This is a genomic window from Mucilaginibacter myungsuensis, from assembly GCF_015222005.1.
In the GTDB taxonomy this organism is placed as follows: Bacteria; Bacteroidota; Bacteroidia; order Sphingobacteriales; family Sphingobacteriaceae; genus Mucilaginibacter; species Mucilaginibacter myungsuensis.
In genome coordinates this window covers 177504-203984 of sequence record NZ_JADFFL010000004.1, presented here as the reverse complement: position 1 = coordinate 203984, position 26481 = coordinate 177504, and the positions used below count along the sequence as shown (strand labels likewise).

General features: G+C 46.8%; 20 protein-coding genes and 1 riboswitch. Of the genes, 15 read left to right on the top strand and 5 right to left on the bottom strand.

Features of this window, described 5'->3' with window-relative positions:
• Nucleotides 1–45 precede the first annotated feature (45 nt).
• Complete coding sequence (locus IRJ16_RS12145; RefSeq protein ID WP_194111850.1) at nt 46–522, bottom strand: VOC family protein; 477 nt, start codon at nt 520–522, stop codon at nt 46–48.
• Nucleotides 523–686: 164 nt separating this feature from the next.
• On the opposite strand from IRJ16_RS12145, the gene IRJ16_RS12140 reads away from it, so the two are divergent.
• Together IRJ16_RS12140 and IRJ16_RS12135 are read left to right on the top strand one after the other, a co-directional pair.
• Nucleotides 687–2282, top strand: a complete 1596-nt coding sequence (locus tag IRJ16_RS12140) for a M1 family metallopeptidase (protein WP_194111849.1) — start codon at nt 687–689, stop codon at nt 2280–2282.
• Nucleotides 2283–2289: 7 nt separating this feature from the next.
• Entirely contained in the window at nt 2290–4140 is a 1851-nt protein-coding gene (locus tag IRJ16_RS12135) for a CocE/NonD family hydrolase (protein ID WP_194111848.1), read from the top strand.
• 8 nt (nt 4141–4148) lie between these two features.
• Here the strand turns inward: IRJ16_RS12135 and IRJ16_RS12130 are convergent, their stop codons facing one another.
• From IRJ16_RS12130 to IRJ16_RS12120, 3 genes are read right to left on the bottom strand one after another with little or no spacing between them, the layout of a single operon-like run.
• Nucleotides 4149–4412: a SemiSWEET family sugar transporter gene (locus IRJ16_RS12130; RefSeq protein WP_194111847.1), complete on the bottom strand. Its 264-nt coding sequence runs from the start codon at nt 4410–4412 to the stop codon at nt 4149–4151.
• 2 nt (nt 4413–4414) lie between these two features.
• Nucleotides 4415–5470, bottom strand: a complete 1056-nt coding sequence (locus tag IRJ16_RS12125; RefSeq protein ID WP_194111846.1) for a glycoside hydrolase family 130 protein — start codon at nt 5468–5470, stop codon at nt 4415–4417.
• A gap of 9 nt (nt 5471–5479) precedes the next feature.
• Nucleotides 5480–7669: a hypothetical protein gene (locus IRJ16_RS12120; protein ID WP_194111845.1), complete on the bottom strand. Its 2190-nt coding sequence runs from the start codon at nt 7667–7669 to the stop codon at nt 5480–5482.
• Between the two features lie 315 nt (nt 7670–7984).
• On the opposite strand from IRJ16_RS12120, the gene IRJ16_RS12115 reads away from it, so the two are divergent.
• From IRJ16_RS12115 to IRJ16_RS12090, 6 genes are all read left to right on the top strand, one after another.
• Complete coding sequence (locus IRJ16_RS12115; RefSeq protein WP_228080084.1) at nt 7985–9982, top strand: alpha-amylase family protein; 1998 nt, start codon at nt 7985–7987, stop codon at nt 9980–9982.
• A 3-nt stretch (nt 9983–9985) separates the two neighbouring features.
• Nucleotides 9986–11023 (top strand): GntR family transcriptional regulator, encoded by a 1038-nt coding sequence (locus IRJ16_RS12110; RefSeq protein ID WP_194111843.1) that lies wholly within the window; start codon nt 9986–9988, stop codon nt 11021–11023.
• 42 nt (nt 11024–11065) lie between these two features.
• Nucleotides 11066–13252 carry an alpha-galactosidase gene (locus tag IRJ16_RS12105; protein ID WP_194111842.1) on the top strand — a complete coding sequence of 729 codons (2187 nt, stop codon included), beginning with the start codon at nt 11066–11068 and terminating at the stop codon, nt 13250–13252.
• A gap of 7 nt (nt 13253–13259) precedes the next feature.
• Complete coding sequence (locus IRJ16_RS12100) at nt 13260–14468, top strand: SGNH/GDSL hydrolase family protein (protein ID WP_194111841.1); 1209 nt, start codon at nt 13260–13262, stop codon at nt 14466–14468.
• A 1-nt stretch (nt 14469) separates the two neighbouring features.
• Nucleotides 14470–16797, top strand: a complete 2328-nt coding sequence (locus IRJ16_RS12095; protein ID WP_194111840.1) for a glycoside hydrolase family 95 protein — start codon at nt 14470–14472, stop codon at nt 16795–16797.
• Between the two features lie 568 nt (nt 16798–17365).
• Entirely contained in the window at nt 17366–17890 is a 525-nt protein-coding gene (locus IRJ16_RS12090; RefSeq protein WP_194111839.1) for an ankyrin repeat domain-containing protein, read from the top strand.
• Nucleotides 17891–18003: 113 nt separating this feature from the next.
• Here the strand turns inward: IRJ16_RS12090 and IRJ16_RS12085 are convergent, their stop codons facing one another.
• Nucleotides 18004–20343, bottom strand: coding sequence for a S9 family peptidase (locus IRJ16_RS12085; protein ID WP_194111838.1), 2340 nt, complete (start codon nt 20341–20343; stop codon nt 18004–18006).
• A 409-nt stretch (nt 20344–20752) separates the two neighbouring features.
• A riboswitch (SAM riboswitch) is annotated at nt 20753–20873 on the top strand.
• 155 nt (nt 20874–21028) lie between these two features.
• On the opposite strand from IRJ16_RS12085, the gene IRJ16_RS12080 reads away from it, so the two are divergent.
• From IRJ16_RS12080 to IRJ16_RS12050, 7 genes are all read left to right on the top strand, one after another.
• Nucleotides 21029–21664 (top strand): peroxiredoxin, encoded by a 636-nt coding sequence (locus IRJ16_RS12080; RefSeq protein WP_194111837.1) that lies wholly within the window; start codon nt 21029–21031, stop codon nt 21662–21664.
• 260 nt (nt 21665–21924) lie between these two features.
• On the top strand, nt 21925–22428 hold the full coding sequence (locus tag IRJ16_RS12075) for a DUF4395 domain-containing protein (RefSeq protein WP_194111836.1): 504 nt from the start codon (nt 21925–21927) through the stop codon (nt 22426–22428).
• Between the two features lie 168 nt (nt 22429–22596).
• The gene (locus IRJ16_RS12070) at nt 22597–23247 is read left to right on the top strand and encodes a redoxin domain-containing protein (RefSeq protein WP_194111835.1); all 651 of its coding nucleotides are present in this window, start codon (nt 22597–22599) and stop codon (nt 23245–23247) included.
• 189 nt (nt 23248–23436) lie between these two features.
• Nucleotides 23437–24267, top strand: coding sequence for a 5-dehydro-4-deoxy-D-glucuronate isomerase (gene kduI / locus IRJ16_RS12065; protein ID WP_194111834.1), 831 nt, complete (start codon nt 23437–23439; stop codon nt 24265–24267).
• Between the two features lie 29 nt (nt 24268–24296).
• Nucleotides 24297–25112 carry an SDR family oxidoreductase gene (locus tag IRJ16_RS12060; RefSeq protein ID WP_194111833.1) on the top strand — a complete coding sequence of 272 codons (816 nt, stop codon included), beginning with the start codon at nt 24297–24299 and terminating at the stop codon, nt 25110–25112.
• A gap of 95 nt (nt 25113–25207) precedes the next feature.
• Entirely contained in the window at nt 25208–25645 is a 438-nt protein-coding gene (locus tag IRJ16_RS12055) for a hypothetical protein (RefSeq protein WP_194111832.1), read from the top strand.
• Nucleotides 25646–25696: 51 nt separating this feature from the next.
• On the top strand, nt 25697–26479 hold the full coding sequence (locus tag IRJ16_RS12050) for a DUF4350 domain-containing protein (protein ID WP_228080082.1): 783 nt from the start codon (nt 25697–25699) through the stop codon (nt 26477–26479).
• Nucleotides 26480–26481: the final 2 nt, after the last annotated feature.

The following is a 26481-nucleotide window of genomic DNA, read 5'->3' as shown; positions in this document are numbered from 1 at the left end:
ACCGGTTCGGTTGCCCGTCCAAAATTTGGACGGGCTTTTTTGTGCTTAGGCGTTATCGTAAGCCGCTTGTAGGTCGGCTATAATGATCTTCTTCATCTTCATCATGGCCTGCATCACGGCGTTGGCTTTTTTGCGGTCGGGATCTTTCATTAGTCGCGGCAATATCTCGGGTGCAACCTGCCACGAAAATCCAAATTTATCCTTCAGCCAGCCGCATTGCACTTCCTGCCCACCATCGGCTGTAAGCGTATTCCAGTAGTGGTCAACTTCTTCCTGGGTGTCGGGTTCTATAGCGAAGGAAACGGTCTCGGTAAATTTAGCCTCCTGTCCCCAGTTAAGGGCTACTACCTTCATGCCGAATATCTCGAACGAGGCTGTCATTACCAAGCCGGCCATTACAGGGGAGTTTTCAGGGTATCGTTCCACGCTCAACAATTTGCCGTTGAAAGTAGATACATAAAAATCGGCTGCTGCCTCGGCCTCGTCTCTGAACAGCAGGAAAGGGGTGATCTTGTTACGCATAATTTTATTGGTTTGATGATAACAAAGTTAACCCGTTAAAGTTAGGGCAGTGCGGGTGTATAACGCCGAACGTGGGGGCGTTTTACGACAAAAATTATTTTAGGAAATTTTTGTATTTGTCTAAAAATATTAGTATATTTACGTTCCGGTTTTCCCTATCCTTCATGAAGAAACTTTACGCGCTGGTATTCCTTTTCGCACCATTTATCGTCATCGCTCAAAAGCAGTCGTTCACATCAGGCGGAAAATTGAAGCCCGAGCAAGCCATTATGGACATCAGGCATTACACCATAGCGCTTGATGTGGATGTTGATCAAAAGTTGATAAATGGACATGCCACCATCGATGTGGTGATGGGAAAGCCTACCAAAACATTGTTGCTTGATCTGCTCGACTCGTTCAAGATCAGCAAGGTACTGGTAAACAACACCCCGCAAAGTTTTAAGTACGAAAATGATCTGATCACCATCGATCTGAAAAACGAACTGCCAGCCGGGAAAGCCGCCATACAAGTATTTTACGGCGGTAAGCCACACATAGCCAGGCGCCCGCCCTGGGATGACGGCTTTAGCTGGGCCAAAGACAGTAAAGGCACACCAAGGGTAGAGATCACGGCCGAAGGCACCGGCGGTAAATTATATTTCCCGTGCAAAGACCACCCGTCCGACGAGGCTAACGAGGGTGTGGATATGATCATCACCGTGCCCAAAGCGTTGGTGGTAGCCGGGCCGGGGCTACTGGTCAAAACATTTAAGAATGGTGACAAAGCCACCTATCATTGGAAGACCCGCTACGGTATTAATAACTACAGCATTGTTTTTAACGCGGCCGATTATACGGTAGTGAGCCGCCCGTACAAAACAATAGACGGTAACACTGTCCCTATTCAATTTTACGTGCTGAAAGAAAATGTGGACAAGGCCGAACATCATTTAGATGTTTTTGAGAAAACCATCCGCCAGCAGGAAAAATATTTTGGCGAGTACCCTTGGGTTAAAGAGAAGATCGGCATTGTAGAGACAGCGCACTTGGGCATGGAGCACCAAAGCATGAATGCCTATGGTAACAAATTTAAATACACCAAAGTTGGCGGCGAAGATCATGACGGCCTGATGCACCACGAGTTAGGCCACGAGTGGTGGGGCAACAAAGTTACCGCTAACGATTGGGCGGATATGTGGATACACGAGGGGATAGGCACCTATGGCGATGCCCTATATATTAAGGATCTGGAGGGCGATCAGGCTTACATCAATTATTTTAAGCGTAGCGCGTTGGGCATCCGCAGCGCTAAGCCGCTAATCATGGGTAAGGATATTGACGAGGAGACCGCCTACAATGGGGAGATATACAGCAAAGGCGCGTTTTTTATGCATACACTGTGCTATGTGATGGGTGAGGACGTGTTTTTTCCGGCGCTTAAAAAGTTCGCTACTGATCCGCGGTACACTTACGATAATATTATCAATACCCACGATGTGGAGCAGTATTTCAGCAGCGTTTACGGTAAAAGTATAAAGCCTTTATTCAACCTATATTTGTACACCACCAATAAACTGGAAGTTACCGTTAAACCTGGTTCTAATGATCGTTATAGCATCCAGTTGACAAATATCGATATGCCTTTGCCGGTTGATATCACTACTGATAGTGGCACTCAAAAAGTAGTGCTCAGCAAAACGCCGACGGTCATCACCAGTAAAACTATGCCTGTGATCGACAAAGACGCTTACTACCTTAAAAAGATAACTATTGACTGATAGACCGATGAAGAAATTTTACCTTCTGATCTTCCTTTTTATCCCATTTATAACCGCCGCTCAAAACCCCGACTCGGTATGGTTCGTGAATAATTACATCAAGAAAGAAGTTGCCATACCAATGCGCGATGGCGTGAAATTATTCACGTCGATATATTTCCCAAAAGATAATTCAGAGAAGCACCCGATATTGCTTACCCGTACACCATACTCGGTGTCGCCTTATGGCACTGTTTACAAAGCCTACTGGCGTAATTACATGATGCGCTATTGCCGCGAGGGTTATATCATGGTCAATCAGGATATTCGTGGTAAGTATATGAGCGAGGGTAAGTTTGAGGTGGTGCGCCCTTTTAACCCGAACAAGAAAACGCCGCAAGACATTGACGAGGCGAGTGATAGCTACGATACCATAGATTGGCTGGTAAAAAACATCGATAATAACAATGGCAATGTAGGCGGCATAGGTATCTCCTTTCCGGGATTTTATGCCACGATGATCGCGCTTAGCCACCACCCGGCTTTGAAAGTTGTTAGTCCGCAAGCACCGGTGACCGACCGCTTTTTTGGTGATGACGATCACCACAACGGCGTAATGATGCTGATGGATGCTTTTGAATTTCAGGTAGCAGGTGGTTTTGCTGCGCCAAGTCGTACGCCATCGGTTAGAGGAGCAAGGGGAACTTTACGTTTTAACGCACCTGATAATTATGAGCATTACCTTAAACTTGGCGCGATGCCTAACCTTACCAAAATGAGCGGCGATACCATGAAGTTTTGGAGTGATATGATGGAGCACCCAAATTTGGATGCCTGGTGGAAAGCTCGCGATGCGCGCGCGGGTATCAAGGATGTAAAACCTGCCATGCTGGTGACCGGTGGCCTGTTTGATGCAGAAGATGCCTATGGTGGCTGGGAAACTTATAAAGCGTTGGTAAAGAAAAGCCCGGCTACCAATAGTAAGCTGATCATTGGTCCGTGGTATCACGGGCAGTGGGCCAGCGCTAATGGATGGCAATTAGGTAATATCCAGTTTGATAGCAATACATCGACTTATTACCAGGATCTGGAAGTGCCTTATTTTAATTACTACCTGAAAGGCAAAGGAGCTGATACCCTGAGCAAGGCGACGGTCTTTTTCTCGGGCGAGAATAAATGGCGACGTTTTAAGGAATGGCCGGTAGCAGATGCAAAACAAACGCCGATCTATTTACAGCAAGGCGGGAAGTTGTCCTTTAACCCATCTAAAACCAAAGCACTGACTTTTGATAGCTACCTAAGCGACCATGCCAAGCCTGTGCCTTATGCCGAAAAGGTACACAGCCGCCGTACCCGCGAGTACATGGTAGATGACCAGCGATTTGCCGCGCGCCGCACCGATGTGCTGACCTACGACGGTGGCATCCTGACCGAAGACATAACCCTTGCCGGCCCCGTAATAGCCGACCTGATGGTAAGTCTGAGCGGCACAGATGCCGACTTTGTGGTGAAACTGATCGACGTATTACCGGACAACACGCCCGCCGATCCGCTGACCAAATACCCGATGGGCGGCTACCAGATGCTGGTACGGGCCGAGATCATGCGCGGCAAGTTCCGCAATAGTTTTGAAAAGCCTGAGCCATTTGTGCCTAATAAACCAACGCAAGTGAAATTCACGTTACCAGATATTGCGCACACCTTCAAGAAAGGCCACAAGATGATGATCCAGATCCAAAGCACCTGGTTCCCGCTAACGGATAGGAATCCGCAGAAATATTTAGCCAACATCAACAAAGCGACCGATGCCGACTTTGTGAAAGAGACCATTAAGGTTTATCACAATAGCTCGAAGGTGATATTGCCGGTGATCAGGTAATGTGATATTTAAGCGTTATCCCGATACCTGAATTTTAAAAACAGCATGATAAGGTCGAACGTAACTGACAGGCAGTTAGTGATAATGATAGGAAGGTCATCTTTGTGAATACCATAATATACCCAAAGGCCGTTTCCGATCATCAACACAGCGAACATCACAGGTGACACCTGCTTGGCCTCTTTCTTTTTAATGGTGGTAACGATCTGCGGAATAGCCGCGCCTGACGTGCAGATCCCTGCCGCCAGGCCCAAAATTTCGGTAGCTTCCATAGCTACAAGTACTTCAATCCGGCCATGATCTGTTGGATAGATAATTTAGCTCCACACACGAACTCATCGGCTGCGCCGTAATAGATGGTCGCTTCGTCACCGTCAACTATGTGTCCGTTGGTGAATACCACGTGGCCAAAAAAGCCGCTGGTCTCATAAGTCTCGGTAGGTACCATGATCGGGTCCTCAGAGCGGGCTAACACTTTTGACGGGTCGTCAAGATCTAACAACAAAGCACCGAGGCAATAACGATGTTCTTTAGTAGCGCCATGATAGATCTCTAACCAGCCTTTGTCTGTCTTGATAGGGGCGGCACCGGCACCAACACGACCGCTGTCCCACATACCTGCGCGCGTTTTGGCGATGCATTTATGGTTGCCCCAATGCAGACCATCCGGCGACTCGGCTAACCAAATATAGTTACCGCCGAGATCTACACTGCTGGGGCGGTGTAACGCGTAATATTTGCTTTTGATCTGTTCCTCAAAAATGGCGCAATCTTTATTATGCGGCGGGAAGATCAGACCATGGTCGATGAACGTTTGCCAGTCGGTAGTGGTCTTCATGCCCACTGCCACACCACTTTCGGATACGGCTGTAAAGGTAAGATAGTAAGTATCGCCCATTTGAGTCACGCGGCAATCCTCTATCCCGAAGGTCTGCCATTTGCCACGGCCAAAGATCTTAGTGTTGATATCGGTAGGTTCGTAAAAGTGAATGCCATCATCGCTGCAAACCAAACGGAGGTGCGATAATGTGGTGAGGTAATCAATGCCTTTGTAGCGGACCACGCGTGCGTCGGTAGCGATCAATTCAGGGTCGGTCAACTCTATTTCCATGAGGCTGGTCTCGCCGTCTTCACTCAAAATAGGGAAGGATACATGTATCTCGCTCTGCTCGGGGCGTTCGGCCACACGCACCAGCATCCAGGTCTTGCCTTGAAAGCGGAACACGCCCGGATTTAACAGGCAAGCGATCTTGAGTCCTTCGGTGCTTGGGTTAAGGTCCTTAGGCGATAACAAAGGATTCTCCGGGAAACGTTTGGCTATATCTGTCATGTTCGTTCTTTATTTAAAATGTATCGTAATGTGCTGATCACCGGCAACGGTAAATTCCATATGCCCGTCCTTTACTTTTTTTCCTTTAATGGTGGTTTTAGATGAGTCCGTTACTTCTATTTCAGGCAGTTTATCCTTGTCAGCTTTGATGACCATCAACCGGCAAATAAGCCTGCCGTCACCCGCCAACCTGAATTTGACCGTTTTGCCACGAGTGGCCGAATAATCGTAGGTAGGGTAATCGGTATAGATCATGATATCAGAACCCGGCAACCTTAAGTAGTGCCTTGGGATAATGCCGAACGCATTACCGGCACCGTAAACTTCCTGACCGACCTCGCCGCTGGGTTCCCAGCCATCGTGCAGGTCTTCCAAGGCTATCCAAAGGTTATGATCAACGTCGCCAACTTTTACCTCGTTGGATAGCATCTCTTTAGGGAGTTGCGTTGGGTAATAATATACCGCCCGTTCAACAAGGTAACGGATATACTCGGCCATCAGTAATCGTAACGATGGTAATATGTCGACATCCTCGGCCTGGTTAAGGTACTCGTGAAAAGCGCAGAACACTTCCTGCTCTTCGTAAACCGCCGTGTAAGGGGCATCGTTAAGTGGAAATAACGCAAAGAAGGTCGGGAAGTTTTTGCCGAAGCCGTAATTGCAATCCCATAGCTGCACGTTCTTAAAAACACTTGCCAGGCACAGATAGCTCAGATCAAGATAAAGTTGTTTTTTGGTGATCTTATACAAACGCAATAGCGCACCGGCAGAGAATGCGGTATTGTTGGCTTGATAAAAAACATCGAAACCAAGCCCTTGGAGTTTATGCGCGGCTTTTTCGGCTTCGGCCAAGTAACGTTTCTCGCCGGTCAGTTCCCAGGCTTGCAGCATCACGTGGGCATATAATCCGGGAACATCTTTTTCGCCGCCTTTACCGGGTTGCGTCTCTTCTTTCACCACCTCTAAAGTGTCCATCTTATAAAAGACCGGCCACTGATATTTGAAATGATGCGCAACTTTAATAGCGAACGGCAGAGAATCGAGAAAGAGCTTCTTAGCTACCTCATCACCCTTTAAAGCCAAACGCGAAAGATTGAGCAAAGGGTGATGCAGGTACCAGGAGTCCATCGTCAATGGCTCTTTCTGCTCTTCTTCGCCCTCCAATCGGTCAGCAACTTTTGGGTGCCAGCGCATGATGGTTTTGTACTGTTCGTCGTAAAAAGATGGCAAGCCTTCGCGGAGTTTATCAATAACATCGTTCGGCTTACCGCTCCACTCTTTGTAGTCGGTAAGCGGCAACATCACGGCCAGCTGTACCATGATCTCGGGAGGAGTAGCATGGTCGGATACATAGGCATTAAAATAATGTTTACCATCTACCTGCTGCCAGCAACCGGGACTGTCGATCAGGTCGGTCAAACCTTTTTCCAGTATTTCCGGCCAGGGTTGGTAATGGGTATTGGGTTTTGGCAGGGCAAGATAGACCTGGGCAAGCAGATCTAAATATTGCTGAGTTATGTCACGTTCTTTTTCGGGAACTTCGGTTGTAAGTGCGATGAAGGCGTCGCTGATCACGTAGGTGGTCCCTGCTTGGAGCGGTTTGTTTTTTAACGTCGGTGGCAAAGCAAAACCTATCTCCGGCCACTCACCGCCAACGGTCTCACCGGCAGATGTTTCGGTCTGCTGGTTGTAATCAGCAAGCGCGCTTAAATTTTGCAGGTAAAGTATTGCGGCTTTTTGTGGCTTAGTGGTCGTAAAATAAAGCTGTCCGGAACGGGTCCCGACCTGCTTTAACCAAATTTCCCCTTCGGCATTATCTAAAGGGAGGATATCCCGTGGCCAGTAAGGGAAAAGCGTCCCTTCGGTCGGGGTCAGCGTGACGGTGTATCGTAACATCGACGCCTGTTCTGTTGGGAGTATGACCTTCACATCGAATTTGCCTAATATCGATGTTATAGTAAAAGTTAGCTGCCCGTTCTTGTCGGATACGTTCCCGATATCTAACTCGTCATCGGGCGAGTAAGCCAGTCGGAATGCGATGCGGCAACGGTTCGGCCAAATAACCGTCAACCAGCAGGCGCTTACAGAGAGATGGAAATTGAAGGTGTAACCCTCTGCGTCCAATACTTTGAAAGGTTGTCGCACAGGGTCATTCAATAGTTTGGCAGCCGCGGCGGCCCAGGGTGAATGAGGTTTCATAATAACAAGGTTTTAATTTATAAAGCAAAAAGTGATGGGTAGCTGTCCATACTTGTCTGATCAAAAATTAGCTCAGTGTTATGTAGGTCGTCCATGTGAGTAGAACAGGGGCTTTGTTAAAAGTGTTTTATTGATAATTAATAATTTGTCGTTTAGGATAAGTTGACCCGGTGCATCTATAACACGAGCAGTGCCAAAATAGTAGAATTAAAAGCTTAGAGAATTTATATAGAATAGACCAGAATAGAATAGATTTGTAATATGCTATCTACTTTTTATAAAACCGCTCTCACGGCTTTTGCTTTATTAACAACCATGTTCATCAGCACAAAAGCTGTTGCACAGCATAAGGTTTTGCCTTTTGGTAACAATGAAGCTTTGGTGATCAATATTGCTAAAGGGACTTATAGTATTCGCTGTAAGAACAATCTGATCATTAATGGGACCACCGCAGCTTTCTCATCCAACGGAAAAAATTACCAGACTAATTATTACGCTAAACATAGCCTAGTGACCAGTGCGGTAACCGATAAGTTAGGTAAAGGCAAACATTACACTTTAATATCCGAAGCAGCGGACAAGCCCACCATGCTACAGCATTTTTACTGCTACCCTAACCGGGATTTTGTGGTGACGGCTTTAGAGATACAAGGCGAGAGCTTAAGCTCTAATTATATGGCGCCTGTGATGGTCGGTGAGGCCGATCTGCGTGCGGGGACTAAGCTATCCACGCTGTTCGTGCCGTATGATAATGATACTTTCATTCGCTATTCGTCTATCAAGCTAAGTGATAAAGATAACACCAGTGCCGAAGTTGGCGTAGTGTACGACAGCGTTTCGCGCAAAGGTTTGATTATTGGCTCATTAGAGCATGATGTTTGGAAGAGCGGCGTAACGACCGCGGGTACGACAGGCAAGATCACTAAACTGCAAGCCTGGGCTGGTTATAGCGATGTAAAGGTTACCCGCGATTCGATGTCGCATGGATACCTGAGCGGTAACAGTATCGTATCGCCAAAAATGTTCATCGGTTATTTTAATGATTGGCGCGATGGGTTGGAGGCCTACGGTAAGGCAGGCAGCCTTGTTGAAGGCCGCTACATTAAACCCTGGACCAAAGCCACACCCGTAGGTTGGAATAGCTGGGGTGTGATCGCCGAGCACTTGACGTATGATAAAGCTGCCGGTGTGGTCGATTTTTTTGATAAGCAATTACCTAAGTTCCGTAATGAGGATGGAAAGGCCTATATCGATCTGGATTCTTATTGGGATAATATGACCCGGGGCGGACTGAACGGTGATGTATCTGAATTGAAAGATTTTGTAGCTTATTGCCACTCCAAAAACTTAGAGCCGGGTGTTTACTGGGCGCCATTTACCGATTGGGGTTACAAGTCTACCGATAAGAACCGCAAAGCCGAAGGCGGCGACTATAAATTTGCGGATATGTGGACCAAGACCGCTAAAGGTTATCACAATCTGGATGGTGCCCGCGCATTAGATCCTACACATCCCGGTACTAAGCAGCGCATCGCTTTTGTGATCGGCAAGTTAAAAGAATGCGGTTTTAAAATGATCAAGATAGATTTCCTTGGTCATGGCGCGGCGGAGTCTACAAAATTTTATGATCCAAAGATCACTACCGGCATGCAGGCTTATCGTATAGGTATGGAAGCTATTACAGATGCTTTAGATAACCAAATGCTGGTTTACGCGGCCATTTCGCCGTCGTTGGCTACAGCCAAATATGCCCACATGCGCCGTATTGCCTGCGACTCTTGGAAATCCATCAAGGATACCCATTATACACTTAACGCTGTGACCTATGGCTGGTGGCAGACCTATTTGTACGACTATATAGACGCTGACCATTTGGTTTTTGAGAAAGAAACGTTGGGCGCTAATAAAGCCCGTTTGGTATCGGGCTTAATAAGTGGCCCGGTAATCCTCGGAGACGATTACTCCAAGTCGGCCGATTGGCAGGCGCAGGTGGCTAAATGGTTACAACTGCCCGAGGTGAAGACATTGATCAAATCGGGTAAAGCTTTTAAGCCGGTTGATGGCAATGCAGGTGATGGTACGGCGCAGGCTTTCATTCGTAAGGATGCGACTTGCTGGTATTTGGCGGTATTCAATTATCAAAAGAAAGCTGCTGATTTGCAATTGGATCTGAAGCGTTTGGGATTAAATCCTACGGGAAATTATCACGCTGTGGAGATACTGGATGGTAAACAAGCGATCTTAAGTAAACAATTCAATGCAAGTTTTACTGCCGAGGGCGCTTATCTATTTAAAATAACTGCAAAGAAGTAACTGATGGCAAACGTCTCGTCAAACTCTACCATCATCTTCGATAAGATCCGTCTGCTGGAGAAGTTGCGCTCTTTATCCAAGCACGAAAAATTAGTACAAGGGATATTGGATGCCATTGCCGATGGCGCTTTGCAGGTGAATGATGCCCTGCCGACGGTCAACACCATGATCGCTGAATTGGGCTATGCCCGCGAGACGATCATCAAAGCTTATCGCGAACTCATAGAACGTGGGGTGATCGCGTCACAAAACCGTAAAGGCTATTTTGTGGTGAGTACCAACACCAGTCAAAAGCAAAAGATCGCGCTGATCATGTACGCGTTCGATGCTTTTCAGGAGGCCTTGTATCAAAGCTTTATAGAACACGTCGGTGCGGATATGCAGGTTGATCTTTACTTCCATCACAACAATCCCGATGTTTTTGAGGCGGTCTTTAACCGTATCGCCGGGCATTATGGGCTGTATATCGTCGCGCCGATCATTAATGATCATACTGACGAGATACTTGCTCAATTATCACCGTCCAAGCTATTGCTGATCGATAGATACGTGGATCTGGGTAGTGAGCATTCCTATATCGTACAGGAATTTGAGGATTCGTCATATAAGATATTTAAAGAGCTTGAAGCCGGTTTTAAGAAATATGATGAGCTTATCTTCTTTTTCCGTGAGCATACCGCCGAGCCGGAAGAGATACTGCGGTCGTTCCGTAAATTTATTTCGGAGAGTGGTATTGAAGGTAGCGTCGAGACCCATTTCAGACCGGGCAGTATCCAAAAGGGCAAAGCCTATTTCAGTATCCATAACCCGGAGTTGTATGCCATCCTTAAAGAGAGTATGGATAAAGGCCTGCAACCCGGAGAGGAAATTGGCGTATTGGCCCATAACGATGATATCGTGAAAGAGATCATCGCGGGAGGGATCACAACCTTCTCTGTCGATTTTAGAGAGATAGGACGCCTGGCGGCTCAGTTCGCTATAGACCGGCAGAAGATACAGATCACTTTACCGACGCTCCTGCATCAGCGGAAGTCGCTGTAAAACCGAAAAGAACCAATTTTAGAAACCTACAAAACAAAATAAATGAAGAAGACCCTACAGATCACCGGCGTGCTGGCTGGCGCGTTATTCGCGCAGTCAGCCTTGGCGCAAACCGTTATCCCCATCCAAACGGCTAACAACGCGCTGGTTTTAGAAGTGACCAAAAGCAACGACCTGAACATCCAATACTTCGGTAAAAAATTGGCTGACACGGCTGAGTACAAGCTGATCGGCGGCGTAGCTAAGCAGAGCAACGATTATACCGGCCAATATAACGCGGCTTATACCTCGTCGGGTTCGCGCAATTTGTTGGAGCCTGCTATCTCGGTGACCCATGCTGATGGCAATAACTCTTTAGATCTTAAATATGTAAGTCACGAGTTGAAGTCGGGTGATAACGGTACTTCGGTATTGAGCATCAAAATGAAAGACCCGGTGTATCCGTTCGAGGTGACGTTGTATTACAAAGTCTACCCTCAGCAAGACGTGATCGAGCAGTGGAGCACCATCAAACATAGCGAGAAAGCCCCGGTGATCTTACAGAAATATGCTTCGGCTAATCTGTACTTATCGGCAAAAAAATATTACCTGACGCAGTATCACGGCGATTGGGCCAAAGAGATGCAGCCCGAAGAGACCGAGTTAGTACATGGCATCAAGACCATTGATACTAAGTTGGGCACCCGTGCTAACCTGTTCATGCCGTCGGTATTTATGGTTTCTTTAGATAAACCTGCTGCCGAGGATGAAGGTAAAGTACTTTACGGCGGCCTGGAGTGGAGCGGCAATTTTAAGACAGACATGGAGGTTGACCCGATCAACCACCTGAGGTTGATATCAGGCATCAATAACTATGCTTCGGCTTATGAGTTGAAGCCGGGTGTGGAGTTCACTACGCCTGCGTTCTGGTTCACTTATTCAGAAAAAGGTAAAGGCGATGCGAGCCGTAAAGTGCACAACTGGGCGCGCAATTTTAAGGTAATGGACGGCAAAGGTGACCGCTTTACCCTGCTGAACAACTGGGAAGCCACCTACTTTGATTTTAACGAGCAAAAGCTAAGCGAACTGTTTAAGGACACCAAAAAACTGGGTGTTGACCTGTTCTTGCTGGATGACGGCTGGTTCGCTAATAAATACCCGCGTAATGACGACCATGCAGGTTTGGGCGACTGGCAAGAGAACAAAAAGAAGCTGCCTAACGGTATCGCCTCGTTGGTGAAGGATGCGCAAAGTAATGGCGTAAAATTCGGTATCTGGCTGGAACCTGAGATGGTGAACCCGAAAAGTGAATTGTACGAGAAACATCCTGATTGGGTGATCAAAGAGCAAAAGCGCGATGAGTATTACTTCCGTAACCAATTGGTGCTGGATCTGGCTAACCCGAAGGTGCAGGATTTTGTGTACAGCATCGTCGATGATCTGTTCACCAAAAACCCGGATGTGGCTTACATAAAATGGGATTGTAACGCGGTGATCTATAACGCTTACTCGGTGCATTTAAAAAATAAGCAATCGCAATTTTACGTGGAGTATGTGCGTGGATTGTATAACGTGTTGTCGCGTATCCGTGCCAAATATCCAAAGGTGCCAATGATGTTGTGCTCGGGTGGTGGTGGCAGGGTAGATTACGCGGCGCTGCAATACTTTACCGAGTTTTGGCCGAGCGACAACACCGACCCGCTGGAGCGTATCTATATGCAATGGCAATATTCTTACTTCTATCCGGCTATCACATCATCAAACCATGTGACGGATTGGGGCAAACAACCGATCAAGTTCCGTACAGATGTAGCGATGATGGGCAAACTGGGTTTCGATATTGTGGTATCCAAACTGCCGGCTAAGGATCTGGAATTCTGCCAGAGCGCGATCAAAAACTACAACAGCCTTAAAGATGTGATCTGGCATGGTGATCAGTACCGTTTGGCCGATCCAACGGCTGGTGATGTAGCTTCGGTTTTATATGTCGATGCGGCAAAATCATCAACAGTAATGTTCAATTACCTGGTGAACAACCGTTACGATAGCGGCAATAAGTCGCCGATCAGATTAAAAGGTTTGGACGCAGGGAAGAGATATAAAGTGACCGAGATCAACCTTTATCCGGGCAATAATTCTGCCCTGCAGCAAGGCAAAATTTATTCGGGCGATTTCCTGATGAGTATCGGTGTTGATCCGCAGGTACGTAAGGATAGGGAAAGTGTAATACTGGAAGTTAAAGCGATATAAGTTGACCATGATGAGGATCCGCCTGATACTTCTCTTATTTGCTTGTTGTTTTTGCTCTGCGGCGATAGCACAGCGAACATCTGTCGACACCAATTATTTTGAGGTACGCAAAGGTCTTGGTCATTTTTATCAAGCCGTGCTGAAAGACAAAAAAGCGACGATAGCATTTTTAGGCGGATCTATCACCTTTAATCCGGGATGGCGGGATAAGGTTCGCGCTTATTTGAAGGGTAAATATCCTAATACTAAATTCCGGTTCATATCGGCGGGGATACCGTCGCTGGGTAGTTTGCCGCACGCGTTCCGTTTGCAGCGGGATATTTTAGATAGTGGCAAGGTCGACCTGTTGTTTTTTGAAGCAGCCGTGAACGACAAAGTGAACGGCACCGATAGCCTTACGCAATACCTTTCGTTAGAAGGTGTTGTCCGCCATGCGCGTAAGAGTAACCCTTATATGGACATCATCATGATGTCCTTTGCTGACCCGACCAAGACGGCTGATTATACTAAGGGGGTCGTCCCCGGCGAGGTCTATCGTCATGAACGGATCGCTGCTTATTATGGCCTGCCATCCATCAACCTGGCTAAAGAGGTTGCTGATAAACTGAATGCTAAAGTCTTCAGCTGGGAAGAGGATTTTGTGGACCTGCATCCGTCGCCCTTTGGGCAAGAATTGTACTATCAACGGATCAAAAAGTTGTTGCGGTCAGAAGCTGATAAATATTCCCCAACAGAAGCAAAGATATTTTCCTATCAATTGCCAAAACAGCTAACTAAAGGTGTTTTCGAGAATGGCGCTTATGTTGATATCAAGACCTCCGCTTATGATAAAGGTTGGAAGTATAACCCTGAGTGGGAACCGGATAACGGACAGGAAACACGTCCCGGTTTTGTGAATGTGCCGATGCTGATCAGTACCGCGCCGAATAGCGAGCTTAAATTTCAATTTAAAGGCAATGCGGTTGGCATAGCTATAGTTTCAGGCGGTGACGCAGGAATGATCAGTTATCGTATCGATAACGGTCAACCTAAAACGTTGGATCTTTTTACTGAGTGGAGCAGCTGGCTGCATTTGCCGTGGTACCTATGCTTGAGCAGCGATCTGAAGCCGGGCAAGCATACTTTGACCCTAACTGTATCGGCAGATAAGAACGCCAAGAGCAAGGGGAATGCTGTGCGCATTGTACATTTTTTAGTGAACCAGTCTAAACAATAATATGAAGATCAGTAAGATGATTCTGGGTTTGGTGTTCGTTGCTGCCGGTCAGGTGGCCGTTGCACAAACCCAGCCTTTAAAACTTTGGTATAACAAACCGGCCCCGCAATGGGAGGGTACTTTGCCCTTAGGTAACGGTCGTTTAGGGATGACGCCCGATGGTGGCGTAGAGAAAGAGCATATCGTGCTGAACGATATCACGCTATGGTCGGGCGCGCCGCAGGATGCCAATAATTACGAGGCCTACAAATTTCTGCCGCAGATAAGGCAGTTATTATCCGAAGGGAAAAATAACGAAGCGCAGGAGCTGATCGATAAGAACTTTGTTTGTACGGGTAAAGGTTCGGGTGCGCCGCCTTTTGGCTGTTTCCAAACCTTGGGCAGTTTGGATATCGCTTTCAGCTATCCGGGTGATGCTAAACCGGCGTTTACTAACTACAACCGCGCATTATCAATAAATGATGCTATCGCGACAGCGACTTATAAAGTGGAGGGCGTAACCTATAAACGTGAGTATTTTACCAGCTTTGGCACCGATGCTGACCTGATCAGATTAACGGCAGATAAAGCAGGTCAATTAAGTTTTACGCTTGACCTTAACCGCCCTGAGAGATCAAAGACCATTGTAGCTAATGGCATGCTGCAAATGTCAGGTCAGTTAGAGAGCGGCAATGCTAACGGCGGGATGAGATATCTGACCAAAGTAAAACCGGTGATCAAGGGCGGTAGCATCAGTGTCGATGGTAATAAACTGGTGATCAAGAACGCTACCGAGGTGGTGATCTACGTGTCGACCGCTACCGATCTTAAAGATCCGGCTTATGCTACGAAGGTTGACGCGATCATGGCTAAGGCTATCAAAACGCCATATGCCCAAGAAAAAACAACGCATATCGCCAATTTTCAAAAACTATTTAACCGCGTTAGTTTGAGAATTGGGAATACGCCAACACCTAATATCCCTACAGATGAAAGATTGTCTGCTTATTACTCTGCTCCTGATAAAGATACAGGGCTGCCAAGTTTATTTTACCAGTTCGGGCGATATTTGACCATCAGCAGCACACGTGTTGGACTATTACCTCCAAACCTGCAAGGGCTTTGGGCTAAAGAGATACAAACCCCTTGGAACGGCGATTATCACCTGGATGTGAACGTGCAGATGAACCATTGGCCGGTCGAGGTATCTAATTTGTCTGAGTTGAATTTGCCGCTTGCCGACCTTGTCAAAGGTATGGTAGCCCCTGGGCAAAGAACGGCTAAGGCTTATTATAACGCCGATGGCTGGGTGGCGCATGTGATCACCAATATCTGGGGATTTACAGAGCCGGGCGAAAGCGCATCGTGGGGCGTTACTAAAGCCGGGTCGGGTTGGTTGTGTAATAACTTATGGGAGCATTACCTATTCAGTAACGATAAAAAGTATCTGGCGCAGATCTACCCGATCTTAAAAGGTTCGGCGCAGTTCTATAATAGCATGCTGGTGAAGAATCAAAAGACCGGCTGGTTGGTAACGTCACCATCATCATCGCCCGAGAATACTTTTTACCTCCCCAACGGGAAGACGGCAAGTATATGCGAAGGCCCGACCATTGATAACCAGATCATTCGCGAGTTATTCAATAACGTGATCACCGCATCTAAAACTTTAGGTGTTGATGCCGGATTACGTGCCGAATTATCGCGCAAGCTGGCGCAGATACCGCCGCCAGGAGTGGTGAGCAAAACTGACGGTCGTTTATTAGAATGGTTGGAAGATTACAAAGAGACAGATAAACAGCATCGCCACGTATCGCATTTATACGGATTATATCCTGCTCCGCTGATCACTCCGGAAAGCACTCCTGAACTGGCCGAGGCTTGTAAGAAAACGTTAGAAGACCGCGGCGATGACGGCCCAAGCTGGTCTATCGCAAGTAAGCAATTGTGGTGGGCAAGGTTAAAAGATGGTAACCGTGCATACAAACTCTTTAACCAAATGATGCACTCTACCGAAAAGACCCACATTAACTACGGCGGCGGGGGCGGGGTATATCCTAATATGCTATCAGCGGGGCCACCGTTCCAGATCGATGGTAACTTTGGCGCGTCGGCAGGTATTGCCGAGATGCTGATCCAGAGCCATGCCGGGTTTATCGAACTATTACCGGCTCTGCCCGATGCTTGGAAAGCAAGCGGCGAGGTTAAGGGTATGAAAGCACGTGGCAATTTTACCGTCAACTTTAAATGGCTGAATGGTAAGGTGATAAGTTATCAGATCAAGTCGACCGCAGGAAGGCTTGTGAAAGTGAAAGTTAACGGAAAGATAAAACAGGTGCGTGCCGTATAAATGTCTACGTTCGGACTATCCGGCCCGCACAAAAAAATACGTAGTAATACGGGTTGATTGGTGACCTGTAAAACAAGTACTTAGTATTGTTTACTTGATAGTATACGATCAATAGTTTAGTGTTACGGCCGCGCCTGCAAGAGGTAGCGGCCGTTCGTCTTTTGTAGCCTTTCGGGGAATGTCGAGGAGCGTCTTACACATATTTTGTTTGATCAATATGTAATTCAACCGTTTATGCCTCAGAAATTGCAATCGGTTGATCGTCATGTTCATTTCACAATCAAAAGAGCTTACACCTTTTGTCTCTTTAACTTAAGATAAAATATGGCTTACCAAGGCTATCCTGCTCAAAACTTATAGTTGTTGTAACATTTATTAAGCGATCTAAGGGCAGATTCTACTGTGCTTTTAAGATCTAAAATATTTCTTTAAACGAAAATCAACCTCAAGATGCTGAAAATGAATATAATGAACAAAAGATCCATGGGGCTATTTTTGCCGTAATATTGACGTGATCTTTAAAAATAACGGCGCAAGCCACACACTATTAAACTATTAAAAAAGTAAAATGAAGAAGAAATTATTCCTGTTGACCGCGGCCCTGATGTTCTCGGCGCGTATGTTCGCTCAAGACATTTTTACCGCAATTGCTGCTAAAGACGCGGCAGGCGTGAAACACCTGTTAGAGCGTGGTGCTGACGTGAATGTGAAGAACATAGCGGGTAACACGCCGTTGATGACCGCCGTTCAGTCTTCGCAAGACCGCATGGCTAAGTTGATCCTGCAAAAAAATGTGAATGTTGATCTGACCGACAAAGCAGGCAACACCGCGCTGATCCTGGCTTGCAAAGCTAACCGTACCGATGCCGTTTATTACATCCTGAGTCATTTCCCGGCAGTTAACACAAAAAACACCGAGGGCCAAACCGCTTTAATGGCTGCTGCCGCTAACGGTAACACCGAGTTGGTGCAAACACTGATCAAGCACGGCGCTAAATCTTCGTTGAAAGATAAACAACATAAAACCGCTGCCGACTATGCCGCTAACAACGCTGAGGTTGCCGCCGCATTAAATAACACTACAGCTGAGTAAGTAGTCGGTAAATATTTTAAAGGTTCCGAATAATAGTAATTCTGAACAACCTTTAAAAACGACGAAGCCCCGAATGATCACATCCGGGGCTTCGTCGTTTTTATATTTAAAGCTTATTGCGCGGCAGTAGGCTGTGCAGGGCGGCCGCCTGTCATTTTGTAATCTAAAGGTGGCTCAATACCTTTCAGGTGTTTTACAAAGTAATCCCAACGGCGGCGCATCATGTAGGCCGAGTGTTCGCCAAAGCCGTGTGCGCTGTTAGGGAATACTACCAGGTCAAAGCTTTTGTTGGCACGCTCTAAGGCTTCAACAACCAGCATGGTGTTTTGCATTGGTACATTGTTATCTAACAAGCCGTGTACAAGCATCAGTTTGCCTTTCAGGTTTTTGGCGATGCTTTGGTTAGCTTGCGCGGCGTAGTCAGAGTTGGTAACTAAACCGTTATAACGCTCGCCCCAGTTGTCTTCGTAGTTCAGGTTCTCGTGGTTGCCCGATTCGGCTATGCCTACTTTAAAGAAATCAGGGAAACGGAACATGGCACCCGCTGTAGCGAAGCCACCACCTGAGTGACCCCAGATACCTACCTTATTCACGTCGATATATGGGTAACGGGTAGCTAATTCTTTAATCCCTGCTACCTGATCGCCAAGCGTGTTGTCGGCCATGTTGCCGTAGCTCATATCGTGGAAGCTTTTTGAGCGGTAAGGGTTGCTTGTTCCTTCGATAGCTACTACCACAAAGCCTAATTCGGCTAACGCATTACAATCGCCTTTTGCGATAGAGAAAGACCAGCTACCTACGCTACCACCTTGCGGACCAGGATAGATATAATCGATAACCGGATATTTTTTGTTAGGATCCAGGTTACGCGGTACCCACATTAGGCCGTAAACATCGGTCTTGCCGTCGGCTGCTTTTGTAGAGAATGGGATAACAGGTTTCCAACCGGTAGCGGTCAGTTTGCTGATGTCGGTCTTCTCTAACTCCAGCAATTGCTTGCCCTTCATGTCGCGTAATACGGTAACCGGAGCAACATCCGGTTTAGAGTAGGTATCGATGATGTAATTTCCAGATGGCGAGAACGACGTACTGTGCGTACCAGCGCCCGGGGTTAACACGGTGAAACCTTTACCGTCAAAATTAACTTTGCAAAGCTGGGCAAAATACGGGTTCTCTTTTTGCAGACCCATGGCCGTTAAATAGATCACTCGGGCTTTTTCATCAACCTTAACTACGTTAGAGTTTACCCACTCGCCTTTGTCTATCTGGTTCTTCAGTTTACCGGTAGTGGCATCGTATAAGTAAAGATGGCCCCAGTTATCACGTTCCGAAAACCACAGTATCTCGTTGCTTTTGCTCAGGTATCGCCAGTTAACATCGCCCCAGCCCGACTCGAATTGGGTTTTAACTGTCTCCTGGAATATCTCGCGTACATCGCCGGTGGCAGCATCGGCCATGCGTACTTTCTCTTCTTTGTGATCGCGGTTGGTAGATGCGAAAACCAATTTGGTTGCATCATCGCTCCAATAAACGTCGGCCCAACCTTCGCCTCCTTTAATATCGTCGCTCAGGGTAGAACGGTGCGGATCAGCATCGCATTTCAAGCGGATCACTTTTGGCTCATCCACATTAATGATAACACGGCTTAGCATCGGTATTACTTTATCACCAGGGAAAGGATACTTCCACTGATACAGTTTAGGCGCACCAACCGAGGTGTTCACCATGTAAAAGTCGTTCACCTGGCGCTCATCTTGCTGAAAGGTGGCTATCTTTTTAGAATCGGGCGACCAAACCAATATCGGGCCCGGGCCTTGTGCCCAACCGGCGTTGTCGGTACCGTAGCCGTTGTCTTTAACACCATCGGTAGTCAGTTGAGTTTCTTTATTGGTGGCCACATCGCGCACCCAAAGGTTGTAGTCCTTAATAAATACTACCTTCTTTTTATCCGGAGACGTGCTGCCTGCACCAAAACCGCCGCGGCGGCCGCGACCACCGAAGGCACCGGCGGCTGATTCGATAGGTGTTGAATCGGGAGTTACCGCCGAACCATCAAATTTATACTGTTTACCATCCGCCGTAAATATCACCGACTTTTTATCGGCCGCGAAGCTGATGGTAGTGAACGGCAGGGTAGTAGCTGTATAACTTTTACCAGCGGTAGCAGAAAGTGCGGCCGCTAATTTAGCGTGATCAAATGCCAGGGCTTTTGAACCCTTTGCCGGGTTGTAAACCATAAACTGGCCACCTTCGGCAGGGCTAGCTTTGTACCAGAAACGGTCGTCAGGCATCCAGTTAGGGCGGATGCCACCGCGGGTAACCAGCGGACTAAGCGCGCTTGTTAATTGAGTTTCGGCACGTTCGTAATCTTTTGCCGTGTAGGCGGCAGGGGCTTGCGCCTGCGCGGTCAGGGCCAGCGCGAAGGGCAGTGCAGAGAGTAAAAATTTATTCATTATTGATGAATTTGTAAGCAATAGTTAGGAGCTAACACAATGAAGCAGCAATATACCGCAAATTAAGTACAAGTCAAGTAAAGGTTGTGATACAGTTAAGGGTTGTCTGAACTGCTGATCTTGACCGCTGATCTGAATGATTTTTTTGATTTCGCTGATTGTGGCAAATGATGCTTAACTACGATGTATCGTTGGTATGCATGTCAAGGAGCATCGTTTAAAAGTGTAAACTTTTTCAGGACGAGACAATAACCCAAAACAGCGAAATCAAAAAAATCATTTAAATCAGCGGTTCAGACAATTAATTGCCCTAAAAATCAATCCTTTAAAAATAAATACTACTAATTCCATAGATTTATTTGTTATTTAAAATAACGTTCTTACATTTGTGTCGTTATCGTTCTTTATTTACTTATCCAGAAAGACTGAGGGAAAGGCCCAAAGACGTCTTAGCAACCTGTACCAAGCCCGTTGGGGCAAGTAAAAAGGTGCTAATTCCTGCTCTGTTACCAAACAGGGAAAGATAAGCGAGTGAATACACCGCCGTGAAAACGGTTCTCTCTCTTGCAGCTTCTGCGATAAGCAAACAACATCAGGATATTAATTTTAGGTTAGGCATCTGCGTAAAACTTTTTGAAGTAATTGCTGCCAACCAACATAAAAAAACATTTTAACACATCTACCCATGGGATTAAGATTAGGCGATGATGCCCCAAATTTTAAAGCACAGACCAGCGAAGGCGACATCGATTTTTACGAATTTTTAGGCGACGGCTGGGGCGTGCTGTTCAGTCACCCGGCAGATTATACGCCGGTTTGCACCACAGAGTTAGGCCGAACTGCGGCACTGAAAGAGGAGTTTGCTAAACGCAACGTAAAAGTAGCGGCGCTAAGTATCGACTCGGTAGCATCACACAAAGAATGGATAAAGGATATCAACGAAACGCAAGGCGTTGAAGTAACTTTCCCCATCATTGCAGATGAGGACCGCAAAATTGCTGAGGCTTATGATATGATCCACCCGAACGCCTCGCTGAACGCGACCATTCGTTCGCTGTTCATCATCGGTCCCGATAAAAAGATCAAACTGATCATCACTTACCCTGCATCTACCGGCCGGAATTTTAATGAAGTACTGCGTGTGATCGACTCGCTGCAACTGACCGCCTACCACAGTGTAGCCACCCCGGCCGACTGGAAAGACGGCGATCAGGTAGTAGTGTTGCCATCGATCAAGACAGAAGATATCCCTGACAAATTCCCGAAAGGGCACACCGTGATCAAACCTTATTTAAGGTTGACACCGCAACCGAATAAATAAGAACCTAACCCCAAAAGGGGACAGGAAACAGAGAAAAGCAGGGCTGTGCAAGGTCCTGCCAAAATTATAACACCACCCTTGATAAATATTACTGTGCAAGGTTTTATAAACAAGGAAATTAAGATACACGTGGCTCCTTTAGTAAAGTAAAACTGTGAAAGGTTTTATGAAGCCTTCTCCGCTGTTTGGCGGAGAGGCTGGGGGGAGTTTTCTTAAGTCTTAAGTAGGAAGTCAAAAGTAAGAAGTCAAAAGTCAAAAAAATGGGATCGGCAGATATCATCAAAAGCAAAAGAAGCTTGCTCCCCCTTCAGGGGGCTGGGGGGTATGGGCTTAGTTGCCCTGTAGATCACGTTACTATTAACGAGCACAAAGCACGCGTGAATGCCTTCTTTGTGCTGGCGTTGGCGACCACCTATCTGTTCAGCGGGTTTTGGCCGATACTTGTTTTTCTGGCTATCGATTTTTTGCTGAGGGCAGGGCAATGGGGTAAATATAGTTTGATAGGTCTGCTAAGTGATGTTGTTGTAAAGCAACTCAACATGGGCCACAAACCTACCGACGGTGGCCCTAAGCGTTTCTCGGCCGGAATGGGTTTTGTATTCATCTTTAGTATTTTGGCCCTTGTAGTTTTCAATGAAGAACTTGCCGCACAGATACTCACTTTGGTGTTGTGCACCTTTGCATCCTTTGAAGCCTTTGCAGGCTTTTGTATCGGTTGCCATATCTACAGCTTCGGGTTATTTTTAACAAGGAAGAAAAGCTAAAAAAATTTAACAAAAAAGACTACTTATTTGGTCGACTAAATTAAATACGATGAGTTATCCAATTAAGGCATACATGCTGATACCCACGCAGTGGCGATGTTGTTGTTGCTGCCATCAACTGCAATAAACAAATGTCTTTTTTACTATAACTCTTAAATAAAATATACCATGTTAGCTACCGCCCTAAATACCGCCAAATACCCATTCTTTGATCTGTTAGAAGTTGTTCCGGATGTGGATCTGTCGTTCCGCAAGTACAAGCCCTTGCGCCCTGTGCGTACGGGTAATTCGTTACCGGGTTTCAACCTGCGTTCGGGTTATAACAACTGGCAGCACTTTTTTAACGGAGCCGAGATACATGGCCCTATCCAGATCAGGCAATTGCTGAACAAGCCATTGGTGATCAGCTTTTACTCGCCGCAATGGCAGCAGCACGGCGTAGATCAGTTGAAACAACTGAACGCCCTGCAAACCGAGATCAAAGCTAATGGCGGCAACCTATTGATCGTCACCCCTGAAAAAGAAGCTGCTTTAGAGAAATTGGCTTGGGATAACAGTTTGTCGCTAAACTTCTACTTCGATGCCGACCATGAGCTGGCCCAAAGCCTAAGGATCTACAGCGATGCTGACCCGATCTGGAACCGTTTTTCGGGCATAGACGAGAATGTGCCATTGGCCGCTACCTATGTGTTGGATACCAACAAACAAGTGGTTTACGATGAGCCCGGACTGGACCTGGAAAGATCGATAGACGGTAAGGATATCGTAGCGGCCGTTTATCAGGCTGGTTTGAGTAACAGCCTGAAGCGTTCGGCATAATAATAATGGCTGTCCGGAATAGACGCCCACCATGATTTTGTACCTATATTTTTGTTTGGTTTTTGAGTTAAGGTCCCGCGATGGGGCCTTACTTGTTTTAGTGGTTGGCCGGGTTTGTAAATTCGGGTGCATTGCTGTAAACTTGTATATCCCTAATTGAAAGGTAAAACCACATAGCACCAAACACTTTTGAAAGTTATACATAGCGTACACCCCGAAGATTTTAAGGCCTATCAAACCGCGCAGATCCGCGAGCGTTTCCTTTTGGATGGTATTGTATCGCCGGGTAAAATAGAACTGGTTTACACACACTACGATCGTATGATCGTTGGCGGGGCATCGCCATTAGAGACCACTTTAGATCTGCCTAACTATGCCAACCTACGCGCCGAATATTTTTTGGAGCGCCGGGAGATCGGCATCATTAACGTGGCCGGTAATGGTACAGTAACCGCTGATGGCGTTACCTATAACGTAAACAAGCTGGATTGCCTGTACATTGGCAAAGGCACTAAAAATGTCAAATTCGCCAGCGTAAACGCCGAGGAACCTGCGGTGTATTTCATCCTGTCGTCACCAGCGCACATGACCTATCCCACGGCCTTGATGACGAACGAGGATGCCATAAAGGTTAATGCAGGAGCTGCCGAAACCGCCAACCAACGCACTATCAACAAATACATATTTTTAGAAGGCATCCGCAGTTGCCAATTGGTAATGGGCCTGACCATTTTAGAGCCGGGCAGCATTTGGAACACCATGCCGCCACACGTGCACGATCGCCGGATGGAAGCCTATTTCTATTTCGATGTGCCGGAAGGGAATAAGATCGTACACTACATGGGTGAGGGTAGCGAGACGCGCCATATCATGATGAATAACCACGAGGCTGTGGTATCGCCACCGTGGAGCATACACAGTGGCAGCGGAACGGCCAACTATAAATTTATTTGGGGGATGGCCGGCGAGAACCAGGATTATACTGATATGGATGCCATTGCCGTACCTGATCTGAGATAAGTTTAACATCGTACATACAAAGAGAGACATTGGAAAATAATTTTTCGTTAGCAGGTAAGGTGATCGTCGTTACGGGCGGTACCGGTATATTGGGCAAAGCTTTCATCGACGGTATCGTAGCCGCCGGTGGGGCTGTCGGTATCTTAGGCCGTAACGCGGCCATTGCCGAGGAACGTGCCGCTGCCATTAACGCGGCTGGTGGCAAAGCGATCGCCCTGATTGCCGACGTATTAAATACTGAAGAACTGCAAGCTGCTAAAGCCAAAGTAGAGGCCGAATTTGGTCGCCTGGATGGTTTGGTAAACGCCGCCGGGGGGAACATGCCCGAAGGCGTGCTACAGCCGGATCAGGATATCTTTAGTATGAATATCGAGGGAATGAAACGTACTTCCGAAGTAAATCTTTGGGGGACGATCATCCCGACGCAGGTTTTTGGCGAGTTAATAGCGCGGACAGGGAGTGGCAGTATAGTAAATATCTCGTCGATGAACTCTAAACGGGCCATTACCAAAGTATTAGGTTACAATATGGGCAAGGCTGCTGTCGACTGCTATAACCAATGGTTCGCGGTAGAGTTGGCTAATCGTTACGGCGACGCTATCCGGATGAATGCATTAGCGCCGGGCTTTTTCCTGACCGAACAAAATCGTAACTTGTTGACCACAAGCGACGGCGGTTATACCCCACGCGGCGAACTGGTGATCAAACAAACGCCTTTCAAACGTTTCGGCAAACCCGACGAACTGATCGGTGCGCTGGTTTGGTTATTGAGCGATGCATCGGCATTTGTGACCGGATCGATGATATGCGTGGATGGTGGGTTCTCGATATTTGGAGGGGTGTAGTAGTGAATGCGAAAGGCGGTCCCGATAGCTATCGGGAGCCAATTGCGAAATGTTCCGCTATTGATTAAAAGCTATAAATTTAAACTGAACGATATATGAGGAAAATACTTTTACTCACTTTACTTATCATAGGCGGCTTATATGGCTGCAAAAAGGGTTACGACGAATCTACATCTACCAATACACTCATCGTTGGTAAATGGGGCCACGTGAAGGACTCGATAATCAATTTTGTGAACGATACCTCTGTTGTGACGGTGCAACCCGGCGGAGTTGATTCGATCGAATTTAATAAAGGTACATCGGGTAGTGATAGCTTTACCAACTTCAGGTACGAGTTGCGTGGCTACTTCCTGACCTTAAAATATCCCAGTTATGTATCGGTTAACAACATCACCGTACCGGCGACTGATTATGATCTGAAGATCCGCTCGCTGACCAAGAACGATATGGTGCTGTTTTTTGATTTTACCGAAAGGGACAGTATTGGCCGTTTGAATGGCAGCACTGTGTTCCGTACTTATTCAAAGTAAGCTTGGTATATCAACAATAAAACCTAAATTGGCTTTGTAAACCATTAGCCAATGAGGACCATCTTTAAAAATATTTTGGCAATGGGCATCGTTATGGTGCCCTTTGTTGTTAGCGCCCAAAAAGTAACGCTCGATTATTATTTTAACCGCGAGGTACGCAAAGTAAAGGGCGCAGAAGAGCGTTTTCACTATACCTGGGAGGATTTATCGCAAGGCGGTTTCTCTAAATGGGGCGGTTGGTTCAAGGATGCCGGTGCTACATTGGGTTCGTTGGAGACCGCGCCAACTGTAGAGAACCTGAAAGGAACTGATGTTTACATCATCGTCGACCCGGATTCCAAGAAGGAAAACCCGTCGCCTAACTACATCGAACAGAAAGATATCGACGCGATAGAGAAGTGGGTTAAAGCCGGCGGCGTACTAATGCTGATGGCTAACGACAGTGCCAATGTGGAACTGCCGCATTTTAACAAACTGGCGACCGTATTTGGAATGGAGTTCAATAACGATCTGCATAACCACGTTACAGATGATGCCCACTTTGCTGATGGTACCCTCACCGTCAGCAATAACCCGATATTTAAAACGGCTACCAAACTATTCCTGAAAGACATCGCTACGATCAGTATCAAAGGCCCGGCAAAGGCTGCCCTGAAAGATGGCGACGCGGTGATCATCGCGACAGCTAAATATGGCAAAGGTACGGTACTGGCCGTTGGCGACCCATGGTTGTATAACGAGTATGTGAATGGCCGCCTGCCCGTCGGTTACGAAAATGACAAGGCCGCGCAGGATATTGCCCGTTGGTTATTGCAGCAAGTCCCTAAAAAGTAGGT

Coding starts and splice junctions, on each gene's coding strand:
- IRJ16_RS12095 (WP_194111840.1), top strand. CDS start 14,470: ATGAAGATCAGTAAGATGATTCTGGGTTTGGTGTTCGTTGCTGCCGGT.
- IRJ16_RS12080 (WP_194111837.1), top strand. CDS start 21,029: ATGGGATTAAGATTAGGCGATGATGCCCCAAATTTTAAAGCACAGACC.
- IRJ16_RS12145 (WP_194111850.1), bottom strand. CDS start 522: ATGCGTAACAAGATCACCCCTTTCCTGCTGTTCAGAGACGAGGCCGAG.
- IRJ16_RS12135 (WP_194111848.1), top strand. CDS start 2,290: ATGAAGAAATTTTACCTTCTGATCTTCCTTTTTATCCCATTTATAACC.
- IRJ16_RS12050 (WP_228080082.1), top strand. CDS start 25,697: ATGAGGACCATCTTTAAAAATATTTTGGCAATGGGCATCGTTATGGTG.
- IRJ16_RS12125 (WP_194111846.1), bottom strand. CDS start 5,470: ATGACAGATATAGCCAAACGTTTCCCGGAGAATCCTTTGTTATCGCCT.
- IRJ16_RS12130 (WP_194111847.1), bottom strand. CDS start 4,412: ATGGAAGCTACCGAAATTTTGGGCCTGGCGGCAGGGATCTGCACGTCA.
- IRJ16_RS12090 (WP_194111839.1), top strand. CDS start 17,366: ATGAAGAAGAAATTATTCCTGTTGACCGCGGCCCTGATGTTCTCGGCG.
- IRJ16_RS12070 (WP_194111835.1), top strand. CDS start 22,597: ATGTTAGCTACCGCCCTAAATACCGCCAAATACCCATTCTTTGATCTG.
- IRJ16_RS12085 (WP_194111838.1), bottom strand. CDS start 20,343: ATGAATAAATTTTTACTCTCTGCACTGCCCTTCGCGCTGGCCCTGACC.
- IRJ16_RS12140 (WP_194111849.1), top strand. CDS start 687: ATGAAGAAACTTTACGCGCTGGTATTCCTTTTCGCACCATTTATCGTC.
- IRJ16_RS12055 (WP_194111832.1), top strand. CDS start 25,208: ATGAGGAAAATACTTTTACTCACTTTACTTATCATAGGCGGCTTATAT.
- IRJ16_RS12075 (WP_194111836.1), top strand. CDS start 21,925: ATGGGATCGGCAGATATCATCAAAAGCAAAAGAAGCTTGCTCCCCCTT.
- IRJ16_RS12110 (WP_194111843.1), top strand. CDS start 9,986: ATGGCAAACGTCTCGTCAAACTCTACCATCATCTTCGATAAGATCCGT.
- IRJ16_RS12120 (WP_194111845.1), bottom strand. CDS start 7,669: ATGAAACCTCATTCACCCTGGGCCGCCGCGGCTGCCAAACTATTGAAT.
- IRJ16_RS12115 (WP_228080084.1), top strand. CDS start 7,985: ATGTTCATCAGCACAAAAGCTGTTGCACAGCATAAGGTTTTGCCTTTT.
- IRJ16_RS12105 (WP_194111842.1), top strand. CDS start 11,066: ATGAAGAAGACCCTACAGATCACCGGCGTGCTGGCTGGCGCGTTATTC.
- IRJ16_RS12100 (WP_194111841.1), top strand. CDS start 13,260: ATGATGAGGATCCGCCTGATACTTCTCTTATTTGCTTGTTGTTTTTGC.